The 12346-nt window shown below is 72.9% G+C and carries 9 protein-coding genes and 1 pseudogene; 5 read left to right on the forward strand and 5 right to left on the reverse strand.

Going from position 1 to position 12346, the window contains the following annotated elements; translation table 11 throughout:
* Window positions 1–17 precede the first annotated feature (17 nt).
* Complete coding sequence (locus ACIRPP_RS06905; RefSeq protein ID WP_403638597.1) at window positions 18–1451, reverse strand: MFS transporter; 1434 nt, start codon at window positions 1449–1451, stop codon at window positions 18–20.
* Between the two features lie 325 nt (window positions 1452–1776).
* On the opposite strand from ACIRPP_RS06905, the gene ACIRPP_RS06910 reads away from it, so the two are divergent.
* Window positions 1777–2703, forward strand: coding sequence for a DUF3027 domain-containing protein (locus ACIRPP_RS06910; RefSeq protein WP_403638599.1), 927 nt, complete (start codon window positions 1777–1779; stop codon window positions 2701–2703).
* Window positions 2704–2752: 49 nt separating this feature from the next.
* Here the strand turns inward: ACIRPP_RS06910 and ACIRPP_RS06915 are convergent.
* From ACIRPP_RS06915 to ACIRPP_RS06925, 3 genes and pseudogenes are all read right to left on the reverse strand, one after another.
* Window positions 2753–3663: pseudogene (locus ACIRPP_RS06915) on the reverse strand (hypothetical protein).
* Between the two features lie 8 nt (window positions 3664–3671).
* The gene (locus ACIRPP_RS06920; RefSeq protein WP_403638601.1) at window positions 3672–4565 is read right to left on the reverse strand and encodes a helix-turn-helix domain-containing protein; all 894 of its coding nucleotides are present in this window, start codon (window positions 4563–4565) and stop codon (window positions 3672–3674) included.
* A 253-nt stretch (window positions 4566–4818) separates the two neighbouring features.
* Window positions 4819–5250 (reverse strand): ATP-binding protein, encoded by a 432-nt coding sequence (locus ACIRPP_RS06925; protein WP_403638603.1) that lies wholly within the window; start codon window positions 5248–5250, stop codon window positions 4819–4821.
* A gap of 160 nt (window positions 5251–5410) precedes the next feature.
* Between ACIRPP_RS06925 and ACIRPP_RS06930 the strand changes: the two genes are divergently transcribed.
* Together ACIRPP_RS06930 and ACIRPP_RS06935 are read left to right on the forward strand one after the other, a co-directional pair.
* Window positions 5411–6289 (forward strand): helix-turn-helix transcriptional regulator, encoded by an 879-nt coding sequence (locus ACIRPP_RS06930; protein ID WP_403638605.1) that lies wholly within the window; start codon window positions 5411–5413, stop codon window positions 6287–6289.
* Window positions 6286–6495 carry a DUF397 domain-containing protein gene (locus ACIRPP_RS06935; protein WP_403638607.1) on the forward strand — a complete coding sequence of 70 codons (210 nt, stop codon included), beginning with the start codon at window positions 6286–6288 and terminating at the stop codon, window positions 6493–6495. The genes ACIRPP_RS06930 and ACIRPP_RS06935 overlap by 4 nt, the downstream gene beginning before the upstream one ends.
* 66 nt (window positions 6496–6561) lie before the next feature.
* On the opposite strand, the gene ACIRPP_RS06940 is transcribed toward ACIRPP_RS06935, so the two are convergent.
* The gene (locus ACIRPP_RS06940; RefSeq protein ID WP_403638609.1) at window positions 6562–7257 is read right to left on the reverse strand and encodes a M23 family metallopeptidase; all 696 of its coding nucleotides are present in this window, start codon (window positions 7255–7257) and stop codon (window positions 6562–6564) included.
* 793 nt (window positions 7258–8050) lie between these two features.
* Between ACIRPP_RS06940 and ACIRPP_RS06945 the strand changes: the two genes are divergently transcribed.
* Both ACIRPP_RS06945 and ACIRPP_RS06950 read left to right on the forward strand, forming a co-directional pair.
* A complete protein-coding gene (locus ACIRPP_RS06945) occupies window positions 8051–11230 on the forward strand; it encodes a sacsin N-terminal ATP-binding-like domain-containing protein (RefSeq protein ID WP_403638611.1) in 3180 nt (1059 codons plus the stop codon).
* Between the two features lie 180 nt (window positions 11231–11410).
* A complete protein-coding gene (locus tag ACIRPP_RS06950) occupies window positions 11411–12289 on the forward strand; it encodes a hypothetical protein (RefSeq protein ID WP_403638612.1) in 879 nt (292 codons plus the stop codon).
* Window positions 12290–12346 lie beyond the last annotated feature (57 nt).

Genomic DNA, 12346 nt, shown 5'->3' on the forward strand with positions numbered 1-12346 from the left:
CCGGCGTGGCCGGGGCGTTACGCCACTCGCGGACGTGCCGCGCCCCCGTGCCGGGCCGACGTGAGCAGGGCGCGCACGGTCAGCAGCCAGCCCGTCGCGACGATGCCCGCCCCCACGGCCAGGCCCAGCGGCCCGATCAGCGGCATCGCGATGCCGATCGCCCCGCCCAGCACCCACGCCATCTGCAGCAGCGTCTCCGAACGGGCGAACGCCGAGGTGCGCACCAGTTCCGGCACGTCCCGCTGGATCAGTGCGTCCAGCGACAGCTTCGCCAGGGCCTGCGCGAACCCGGCGACCGCCGCCAGACAGGCCACCAGGGCGGCCCCGAAGAACACGGCCGCCACGATCGCCGCGCCCGCCACGCACGCCACCACCGTCACGATGATGATCTCCGGGGCGCGGGAGCGCAGCCAGGCCCCCACCGCCGTGCCGAGCGCGTTGCCCGTGCCCGCCGCGACGCCGACGATGCCCAGGGACACCGCCGCGCTCTGCCCGGTCATCGGGTGCTCGCGCAGCAGGAAGGCGAGGAAGAAGATCAGGAAGCCGGTCAGGCAGCGGATCGCGGTGTTGGCGGCCAGCGCGTGGGTGACGGCCGGTCCGACGGTGCGCAGCCCGGGACGCTTCACCGGCCTGCGGTGCGGCCCGTGCAGGTGCCGCTCGTCGGAGGCGAGCAGCGCCACGTCCTCCCCCTTCGCCGAGTCCACCTTCGACGGCAGCCGGAAGGACAGGAACATGCCCGTCACGAACAGCGCGAACGCCCCGTAGAGCGGCCAGCGCGGCCCGATCTGCTGAAGCCCGGCACCGATCGGCGCCGCCACCCCGGTGGCCAGCAGTCCGCCCAGCGTGACCCGCGAGTTCGCCTTGACCAGGGAGAACTTGGGTGGCAGCAGCCGCGGCACCACCGCACTGCGCACCACCCCGTACGCCTTCGACGAGACCAGCACGCCGAGCGCGGCCGGATACAGCTCCAGCCCGCCGGTGACCACCGCACCCGACAGCACCAGCGCGAGCAGCGCCCGCGCGAGCATCGCGCCCGCCATCGCGGCGCGGCGGCCGTGCGGGACGCGGTCCAGCAGCGGACCGACCACCGGAGCGAGCAGGGTGAACGGGGCCATGGTGATCGCCAGGTACAGCGCGACCCGCCCGCGGGCCTCGTCCGTCGGCACCGAGAAGAACACGGTCGACGCCAGCGCCACCGTGATCATCACGTCCCCGGCGCCGTTCACCCCGTGCAGCTCGATCAGCTTGCCGAGACCGGACTCGCCGGCTCCGTGCGCGTGTGTGGCCCGGCGGATGCCCCGCGCGGTTCCGGTCACCGGGAAACGCAGCGCGCGGCCGAACGCGCGAGCACCGCCGCCCGTGCGGCCCGTGCCGACACGTCGGCCGTTGCCCTTGGTTCCCTTCGCCCCACCGATCCCGGTGGCGCCGTGGGGTGATTTCGCGGTAGCCACCACGCCATAGTGCCCCGAGAAGGCGAGGGATAGTGCTACGACTCCGGCCGACCGGCCCGGCGCGGGCACGCCGTGCGGCTGTCCGGCGCAACCGGCGTCCGTCCCGGCGGGAAACCCGGCGCGCGGAACCCCGGAACAACCGTCGGTGTAGGCCCACGGCACGCGAGAAGGTAGCGTGCCTATCTCAGCCATCCCGCAGAATGGATGGAGGCGCGCCCGAGCACGATCCGGCGCGGACGTCGACGCGGTCCTGCGGTCCGCTCCGTCCGCCCCCGCGCATGGGAGTGGCGCACTCGTGAGACGGCGTAGGAGAGAAGCGATACCTGTGAGCGCAGCGACAACGCGAAGCCGCACCCCCGACCGTCTGTGCGCCGAGGCCGTCGACCTCGCCCGCGCCGCAGCCGAGGAAGCCGCTGCGCCCGGTGTGGTCGGCGAACACGAGGGGATGGTCTCCGAGGGGGACCGCGTCGTCACGCACTTCTTCGGCTGCCGCGAGCTCGGCTACCGCGGCTGGCGCTGGGCCGTCACCGTCGCCCGCGCCTCCCGCGCCAAGATCGTCACCGTCGACGAGACGGCCCTGCTGCCCGGCCCCGACGCGATCCTCGCCCCCGAATGGGTGCCGTGGAGCGAGCGGCTGCGCCCCGGAGACATGGGCCCCGGCGACCTCCTGCCCACCGACGCCGACGACCTGCGCCTGGAGCCCGGCTGGTCCGGCGAGGACGAGCCGCCGCCCAACTCCGTCCTCTCCCGCGAGCTGGCCGACCTGGTCGACGCCGAGGACGCCGAGGTCACCGGCGGCAGGCCCGCCGAGCTGGCCACGCCCCCCTCGCGGGGCTCCATCGCGTCGGTCGCCGACGAGCTGGGCATGCGCCGCGCCCGGGTCCTGTCCCGCTACGGCCTGCACGCCGCCGCCGACCGCTGGGAGGAGGCGTTCGGTGCGAAGACCCCGATGGCCCAGGCGGCCCCCGCGGCCTGTGTCTCCTGCGGCTTCCTCGCTCCGATCGGCGGCTCCCTCGGCCAGGCGTTCGGCATCTGTGCCAACGAGTTCTCCCCGGCCGACGGCCGCGTGGTCTCCCTCGGCTACGGCTGCGGCGGCCACTCCGAGGCCGCGGTCATGCCGACCCCGCCGAAGCCGGCCTCCCCGGTCATCGACGAGACCCGCGTCGACCCCTTCCCCCTCCGCCCGGCCCCGGACTCCGGCTCGGTCCCGGCGACGGAGGACGAGGCGTCGGCGGAGCTGGGGCACTCCTGACCCACGGGGCGGCCCGGCCCACGGCAGGGCCGCCCGCCCGGGGCTTCGTTCACTCGTCCGGGTCGAAGATCGCCTCTGTCGTCGGTGCGGTGACGGCCCGCCGGAGCCAGCGGCTGAGGGTGTGGGGGGCGTCGCAGCCGTTGATGCGCTCACGGGCCTGGTCGGAGACGTCGAGGCCGCGTTCCGCGAGGACGGTGAGGACGTCCTCGGCGGCGCGCCGCCTCTCGCTCTCGGCACTGGCCTCCGCTCGCGCCTCCGCTCGGGCTTCTTCCCGGATCTCTTCGACGAGGTAGGACTTGTAGAAGGAGAGGTCCACGGCCACCAGATTCCTCCAGAGGTGCTTCGCCGGGTGCTTCCCAAGGCCCTGTGCGGTGAATTCGACGATGGGGTCAGCAATGTCTTCGGGTACGTCGCGCAGTGCGGTGGACAGCGCCTTCAGTATCGCATTGACCGCCGGTCCGGCGGCATGTGTGATCGCTGCCAGGCTGGCGAGGACAAGGTCCGCGCGTGCCTCTTCCGGGTCGGTGATCACCGGCATGTTGTGCGGTCCCGCGACCACGGGCCGCAGGGTGAGGGTGGGCAGCTGGGGAGGCCCGCTGCTGACCGCCCGTTGGGCCCACTTGGCCGTCGTGTGGTCCTGGCAGACGACCAGGAGTGCGGTGGGCAGCCGGTACTTCGTCCACAGGTAGGCGGTGTAGTAGGCCCAGCTCGCCGGCTTGTCGGGTCCCGCTTGCCCTGGGCCTCGATGGCGAGGAGGAAAGCGCCCTGTTTAGCGGTGTCGAACCGCAGGAGCGTATCGACCCGGCGTTCCACCGGACTGGTCTCCGTGAGGTCGGTCGGAAGGGCCGCGGCCCTGACGGGCCTGGGGATCTCCACGCCCAGGAAGCGCGAGACGCGGCTGAACAGGCCGGGGTCGTGCTGGAAGATGCGGTGCATCGCCTCATGAGGCGGGCTGACCATGGGGTTCCTCAGTGATTCGGATGAGTGGCCTTGGACGCGCGGCAGTCCCGGCAGCGTGTCTCGGTCGCTGGGCCGCGGAAGGCGTGGTCGCAGCCGTCGCAGTTGCGGAGGGGGTGCCGTACGGGGGGTGGGTCGGCCGACGGGCGGCAGGGAGGTGCAGCGGGCAGGGCGGCGGTGAGGCGGTGGGCGAGGAGGGCGGCGGGGCGGGTGAGGGGTTCGTACGGCAGGTCGGCGGTGAGGGCCAGGCGTACGGCGGCGGGGGTGGCCTCGCGTTCCAGCCAGGTGGCGACGCCGGGGGCCAGGTGCTCCGTGTCGGCGGCGGAGAGCAGCAGGCGGGGGTCGTGGCGGCGCAGGCCGGTGAGCAGGTCGGTGGCCTGCTGGAGCAGGGCGGCGGCGGGGAACGCGGGCCGGGGCACGGCGGGGAGGGCCTTGCGCGGACGCGGGCGGGGCGGCTGCGGTGGGCGCTTCGCCGGTGGCCGGGGTTGCGGGTCGGGGCAGCCGGTGTCGGCCGGTTGCCGCCGGTGGGCGGGCTGGTTGCAGGAGATCGTGCGGGTCACGATGCGCCCGTTGGCGGTGCGGTGGCGTTCGCGGCGCAGGTAGCCGTGGGCTTCCAATTCGCGCAGGGCGGAGGCGATGCGGGTGGTGCCTTCGGCGAAGCGTGCGGTGAGGCTCTTGATGTCGATGGGGGCGCCGGCGGGGAGCGACTGGATGTGGCAGCCGAGGCCGATCGCCAGCAGCGACAGTTCGGTGTGCTGGACGAGGTGGTTGCCGATCACCACGAAGCGGGTGGTGTGGCGGCTGTTCTCGTGGATGACGCCGCCGGTGCGGTGACGCGGGCGGGTCGGATTGCGCTCTGCGGCTGACTGGGCGCGCGGGGGCGCGCTAGGGTTTTGGGTACCCATCGAGGAGAATTCCTTCGTTCGCTTCTTGATGGTCAGGCCCTCGCAACGGGATGCCAGTCCCGAGCGGGGGCCGAAATCGTTTTCGGGATGTCCGTGGGCTGAGCGTAGAGGAGCTGAGGGGCCCGAAATCCAGCTGAGCCGGTGATGTTCACCCACCCGGGTGATGGCGCGCCCCCGGGCGGGAGGGGTGGGGCTTGGTGGGGTTCTTTCTCCCCCGTTCTTTGTTCTGGAAGGCGCCGACGGCACCGGAGCTTCAGATCCCGGGTTCCGGTGCCGTGAGCCGTAGTTCGGCCCAGACGGTCTTGCGCGGGAAGCGGCCCTCGGTCACGCCCCAGCGGTCCGCGAGGGCGTCGACGAGGAGCAGGCCCCGGCCGGACTCGGCCTTGGGGGTGGGCGGTTGCGGCTGGGGGAGCCGGTCACCGCGGGTGTCGGTGACCTCGATGCGGAGGGTGCCGCCCACGACGTAGAGCGTGAGCCGGAAGTCCCGTCCCGGGACGCGGCCGTGGGTCGTCGCGTTGACGGCCAGCTCGGCGATGATCTGGCGGGCGGGGTCCACGGGCAGGCCCCAGGACCGCAGTTGGGCTGCCCCCAGGCACCGGGCTTGGTGGGCGCCCCGTGGCGTGGGGGAGAGCTGCACGCTGAAGTTGCGGACGGGGGCGGCGGGCTCGGCGGTTCGCTGATTCACGTCACCCAGCGTGGCCGGAGCTGCCTACCGTGGAGCGTCACTTGGTGCGTACGTACGGTCACTGTCCGGTGGTTGTCCGGTGCTGTCGTGGCTGTGCCGACGGTTGGTACGGGTAGGGCGCCGGGGTGCGTCACGGACGGTTCCGAGGGAGAGGTGCGGCATGACGGCGGTCGAGGCGGAGGCGGGTCGGCTCAAGGAAGAGGCGGACGAACCGGGTTGGGAGGTGGACCCGGACGACGAGTGGGGCGTCGCGGTCATCACCACGGTGGGACGGCAACTGAAGCTGCGCCGTGAGGCGGCGGGGATGCGGGCCGCCGAGTTCGGTCGGATCGTCGGCTACGGCGAGGACATGGTGTACAAGATCGAGGGCGGCAAGCGCATCCCCCGCCAGGAGTTCCTGGACAAGGCGGACGAAGTCCTGAACGCGGGCGGGCTGATCGCGGCGGCCTGGGAGGACGTGAAGAAGGTCCGGTATCCGAAGAAGGTTCGGGCGCTGGGGAAGCTGGAAGCGGCAGCGGTCGAGATTGCCGTGTACCAGTCCAACAGCATCAATGGCTTGTTGCAGACACCGGAGCACGCGCGAGCAGTGATCGGGGCCGCTCAGCCGCCCTATTCGCCGGACGACGTGGAGCGCATGGTGGCTGCGCGTATCGCCAGGCGCACTGTCTTCGAACGCGATCCCGCCCCGGCACTCAGTTTCGTGCTGGAAGAGGGGGTTATGCGTCGGCCCATCGGAGGCACAATGGTGTGGCGTCAGCAGCTCGAACGCTTGTTGGAGGTAGGGCGGTTGCACAACGTCGTACTTCAGGTGATGCCGACGAACTGTGAGACCCACTCCGGGACGGACGGCACCATCGAGTTGCTGAAGTTCGCGGATGGGACGGCGGTTGGCCGGGCCGATGGCGAGTTCAACGGGCGGCCGACGACGGACCCGAAACAGCTGCGCATCCTTGAACTGCAGTATGGGACGATCCGAGCCCAGGCGCTCTCCCCTCGGGAGTCGCTGGCCTTCATCGAGCACCTGCTGGGGGAAACATGATCCGCAAGACCACTGCCGGGGACGCCTCCGAGCTGGCGTGGTTCAAGAGCAGCTACAGCAGTGGCAACAACGGCGAGTCCTGCGTCGAACTCGCCCTCACTCCCGGCACTGTCCACGTCCGTGACTCCAAGGACATCGCCGGCCCCCGCCTCGACTTCGCGCCGGACGCGTGGACGGCGTTCGTCCCGTACGCGTCCGAGGGCTGAGCGCGCGACGACCCCGAGGAGAGCTCCTCGGGGTCGCGTGGCGCGGTCAGGTGGTGCCGTGGTCGGTCAGAGGTTGACGCCCTTGGCGCGGAGGAACTTGACCGGGTCGACGGCGGAGCCGTAGTTCGGGGTGGTGCGGATCTCGAAGTGCAGGTGGGGTCCGCTGGAGTTTCCGGTGTTGCCGGACAGGGCGATCTTCTGGCCGGTCTTGACGACCTGGCCGATCTTGACGTTCACCTTCGAGAGGTGGGCGTACTGGGAGTAGGTCTTGTTGCCGTGCTTGATGACGATGGCGTTGCCGTAGGCGGGGCCGTCGCCGCCGCCGTTGGGGCCGGCCTTGACGACGGTGCCGCCGTGGGCGGCGACGACCGGGGTGCCGGTGGGAATGGCGTAGTCCTGGCCGCTGTGCTTGGAGGCCCACATGCCGCCGTTCGCGGCGAAGCTGGCCGACAGCTTGTACTTCTTGACCGGGTCGACCCAGGAAGCGGCCTTCTTCTTGGCGGCGGCCTTCGCGGCCTTCGCCGCCTTGGCGGCCTGGGCGGCCTTCTTGGCCTCGGCGGCCTTCTTCGCCTGGGCGGCCTTGGCCTGGGCGGCGGCCTGGGCCTGGACCGCGTGGGCGACGCCGGACGTGGTGGTGTCGGCGGCGGCGGTCGCGACTCCGGCTCCCAGGGCGACCGAGGCACCGAAACCGGCGACCAGGACGGCGGCGCGGGTACGGATGCGGGCCGGACGGAAGGAACGGGACGTGACGCGCTGGGACATCGAAACCTCACGGGATGGGGACAAAGGTGAACCACCCGGTGCACAGGACCGCGCCGTGGTGGCCGTTCCTTGGTAACCGCCCCCGGTCAAAAGCCGCAAAGGTGTGACCTACGACGAAAGGCCGTAGGTCAGGCGTGAGACCCATATCTCTTGACGGAGGGGGTCGCACGGGGTGAAACCCCCCATTTCAAGCTGATCGATCAGAACGGCGCACCAAATGTCCGATTTGGCATGGGGTGCTTCGCCACTATTCCGGGTAGTACGGCACCTCGGCCCTGTGCCGCTTGTCACCGGGGGCCGGATCCGGGCCGCTCGGGGATGTGGCGTGGGTCTCCGGTCTGCGACGGAAATCGACCATCAGCCGGTCGAGCCCGGCGGGCTGTTCGGTGGGGGATCGAGTGGTGGTGGCACCCGGAAGGATCACGGCCTCCGCCCCGGGCAGGACACGGCGTGCGGCGGCCGCCGCCCGGGGTGTGCCGTGGACGCGACTCCACCCGGCAGGGGGCCTGCCCTGTCGACGGCGGCCTGCGACGTGGATGCCTCGACGGGGGCCCGCGACGTGGATGGCACCCAAGTCCGCGTTGCGTGCACAGCGGGCGCGTCATCGTCCGCGCGGCGCTCAGACGAGCGGTCCGCGAGCAGTCGGTGCCGCGGTGCTCACACGTGCCGGCCCCACCCCACCGGCCCGGCCGACAGGCCGTCCGGTGCGGAACGCGGGCGGCGGACCGGGGCCGACCAGGGGCGTCGCCGGGAACGCGGGGCACCCGGCTCGCGGTACCTTCGTCGTCACCCGATGAGGAGAGTCAACGTGAGCAAGTTCGTGCGGCCCGCCGCCGAGGGGGCCGACCCGTTCGGCACGGTGCAGTTGCGGCGGGGTGTTCTGGACGCCTGGGCCGCCAGTCCCGCCCGGTTCCGGGAGGACGCGAACGCCGAGGAGGACCTCGTCCTCGGCGGCTACCGCGACCGTCTCGTCGTCGAGCTCGCGCAGAACGCCGCCGACGCCGCCGCCCGCGCCGGTGTGCCGGGACGGCTCCGGCTCACCCTGCGGGACGGGGTGCTCGTCGCCGCCAACACCGGCGCGCCCCTGGACGCGGCCGGGGTGGAATCGCTGTCCACGCTGCGCGCCTCCGCGAAGCGGGACACGCCCGACAGCTCGGTGGGCCGGTTCGGTGTCGGATTCGCGGCGGTGCTCGCCGTCACCGACGAACCCGCCGTGGTCAGCCGCCACGGCGGTGTGCGCTGGTCGCTCGCCGAGGCCCGGGGGCTCGCCCACGAGGCCGCCGGGACCAGCCAGGCCCTGGGCGACGAGATCCGCCGCCGGGACGGGCACGTGCCGCTGCTGCGGCTCCCCTTCGCCGCCGAGGGCAGCGCCCCCGCCCCCTACGACACGGCCGTCATCCTCCCCCTGCGCGACACGGCCGCCGCCGACCTCGCCGAACGGCTGCTGCACGCCGTCGACGACGCCCTGCTGCTGGCCCTGCCGGGGCTGGAGGAGATCGTCGTGGAGGCGGGCGACGCCCCGTCCAGGACGCTGCGGCGCCGCACCGAGGGCGCGCTCACCGTCGTGGAGGACTCCCGCGAGGGCACCACCCGCTGGCGCAGCGTCGCCGCGCACGGGCCGCTCACCCCCGACCTGCTCGCCGACCGGCCGATCGAGGAGCGGCTGCGGCCGCACTGGTCGGTCACCTGGGCCGTGCCGGTGGACGCCGACGGCTCTCCGGCCCGCCCCCGCACCAGCCCCGTCGTGCACGCGCCGACGCCCAGCGAGGAACCCCTCGGGGTCCCCGCCCTGCTCATCGCTTCCTTCCCGCTGGACTCCACCCGGCGGCACGCCGCCCCCGGCCCGCTCACGGACTTCCTGGTGGAGCGCGCCGCCGACGCCTACGCCGAGCTGCTCGCCGGCTGGCGGCCGGTGACCGCCGGGATCCTCGACCTGGTGCCCGGGCCGCTCGGCAAGGGCGAGCTGGACGGCGCCCTGCGCCGGGCCGTCCTGGAGCGGCTGCCGCGCACCTCCTTCCTGCCGCCCGCCGCCGAGGCACGGGACGAGGACGACGAGTCCGGGCTGCCCGAGTCGCTGCGGCCGAGGGACGCGGAGGTCGTGGAGGGCGCGGGCGCCGACACCGTCCGGGTGCTGGCCGAGGTGCTGCCCACCCTGCTGCCCGCCGGGCTCGAACGGCGCGCGGAGCTGCGCGTGCTCGGCGTGGCCCGGATCCCGCTCGGCGACGCGGTCGACCGGCTCGCCGGGCTGGAGAAGGAGCCCGGCTGGTGGCGGCGGCTGTACGAGAGCCTCGCGGGCGTCGACCCGGACCGGCTGTCCGGGCTGCCCGTGCCGCTCGCCGGGGACCCGGCCGGCGGGTTCGGCTCCGGTGCGGCACGCACCGCCATCGGCCCCCGTCAGGTCCTGCTGCCCGGCGACGGGGTGGCCGGCATCGAGCCGGGGGTGCTGACCCGGCTCGGGCTCAAGGTCGCCCACCCGGACGCCGCCCACCCCCTCCTGGAGAAGCTGGGCGCGCTGCCCGCGAGCCCGCGCGCCGTCCTGACCACCCCGCAGGTGCGGGCCGCCGTTGCCGCGTCCCTCGACGACGACGGCGGCGGCCTCGGCTGGGAGGACGACGCCCCGGACGCCGAGGAGCTCGCCGACACCGTGCTCCGGCTGGTCCGGGACGCCGGGCTCGAACCGGGTGACGAGCCCTGGCTCGGCGCCCTCGCCCTGCCCGACGAGGACGGCGAACTGTCGCCCGCCTGCGAACTCGTCTTCCCCGGCGGCCCCTTCGCGTCCGTGATGCGGGCGGGCGAACTCGCCGCGGTGGACGCCGAACTGGCCGAGAAGTGGGGCGAGGCCCCGCTGGCCGCCTGCGGGGTGCTGGTCGGCTTCGCGCTCGTCCGCGCCACCGACGTCGTCCTCGACCCCGACGAACTCGAACCCCGCGACGGCGACTTCACCGAGCCCGACGACGCCGGGCTGCTGGACGCCGTGGACGTGTGGTGCGAGGACGTCCTCGACCGGTTCCCCGACAGCCCGGTGCCGCCGGTCGCCACCGAGATCGTCGCCGTGCGCGACCTCGACCTCGTCGACGACGACCAGTGGCCCCGCGCGCTCGCCCTGCTCGCCCGCCCGCCGCTGCGCGACGCCCTCACCCAGCCGGTGCGGATCCTGCTGCCCGACGGCACCCACGAGACCGTCCGCCCCTACACGGCGTGGTGGCTGCGCGGGCACCCGGTGCTCGGCGGCCGCCGCCCCGCCGGACTGCGGGCCGCGGGCGGCGACCCGCTGCTGCGCGGGCTGTACGACGAGGCCGACGCCACCGGGTTCGAGGACGAGCAGGTCCTGCGGGCCCTCGGCGTGCGCACCTCGGTCGCCGCGCTGCTCGACGAACCCGGCGGCGCCGCCGAACTCCTCGACCGGCTCGCCGACCCCGGCCGGGAGGTCACCGCCGCCCAACTCCACGCCCTGTACGGGGCGCTGGCCGACCTCGACCCCGAGGACGTGACCCTGCCGGACGAGCTGCGGGCCGTCGTCGACGGGCAGGTACGGGTAGTGGACGCCGCCGACGCGGTCGTCGCCGACGCGCCCGACCTGCTGCCGTTCACCGCGGGCATGCCGCTGCTGCCGGTCCGCCCCGGGCGCGCCGCCGACCTCGCCGAGCTGTTCCAGGTGCGGCGGCTCAGCGAGTCGGTGACCGGGCGGGTCGGCTCCGACGGCACCGAGCACGAGGTGCCGGAGCCGGTGCGCGTGCTGCTCGGCCCGCGCACCCCGGCCACCTACGTGGAGCACGAGGAACTCGTCGTGGACGGCGTGGAGACCGACTGGCGGCTCGCACCGGACGGTGTCCTGCACGCGGCCACCCTGGAGGGGGTCGCCGCCGGTCTCGCCTGGGCGGCCGGCCAGTGGCCGCGCCGGTTCGAGGTGGCGGCGCTGCTCGAAGACCCCTCCCGCACCGAGGAGTTGGCGCGGGACCGCTGGTTCGACTGATTCGACCGACCGGAAACGATCGCGCTTACAAATTTTTCACTTTCCGTACAACCATTGGCCCCACTTGGAGATCTGATCATGCGAGCCAACAGGCTCCACGATCACTCGGGGCCCCGCGCCGACGACGAGCCGTACGAAACGACCAGAGCCGGGGCCCCCTTCCTCCACCAGGGGAAACGCATGCGTATACGCGCCACCGTGGCCGCCGTCTCCGGCGCCCTGGCCCTGTCCGCCCTCGCTGTTCCGGCGGCGCAGGCCGACGACGCCCCCTCCTTCCGGGAGGCTGCCGCCGCCGCGCTGGAGGCGGACCGGAACGCCCCGGCCGAGCGGTCCGCCTTCGCCGCCGCTGCCGCCATCGGTGACCTGGACGTCTCCTTCTCCGGCCTGAAGATCGCCGCCGCGGTCAAGGTCGGGACGACGAACAAGGTCTCCACCACCGTCACCTACAAGATCACGCACGGCGCCGACGTGGACATCAAGTCCGCCGACTTCGCGACCGGCCCGTACATCTACAAGGGCTCCTACGAGCAGCCGGTCAACCTGCTGCTCGGTGACAACCCGGCCACCTGCACCGCCACCTCGGCGACCACCGCCACCTGCAAGGGCAAGATCGACGTCTACCCCGCGTACGACGAGCTGATCAACTCCGACGCCGGCACCTGGCGGGCGGGCGCGCTGGCGCTGAACTACGCCACCGAGCAGTTCTCCGACCAGGGCGCGATGGGCACCACCAAGGTCCAGCGCATCTCCCGCCTGACCGTCAACGCCTCCCCGGAGCCGGTGAAGAAGGGCAAGACCATCACGGTCACCGGCAAGCTGTCCCGGGCCAACTGGGAGACGCACAAGTACCACGGCTACAGCACCCAGAAGGTGCAGCTGCAGTTCCGCAAGAAGAACTCCAGCACCTACACCACCGTCAAGACCATCAAGACCAGCACCACCGGTCAGCTGAAGACCACGGTCAAGGCGACGGTCGACGGCTACTACCGCTACAACTTCGCGGGCACCACGACCACCCCGGCCATCAAGGCCGCGGGTGACTTCATCGACGTGAAGTAGACCGTGAAGCACGGCGTGAAGCAGACGTGCGGCAGACGGTGAAGTAGCGGCACCGCG

This window comes from Streptomyces sp. NPDC101219, from assembly GCF_044767675.1.
In the GTDB taxonomy this organism is placed as follows: Bacteria; Actinomycetota; Actinomycetes; order Streptomycetales; family Streptomycetaceae; genus Streptomyces.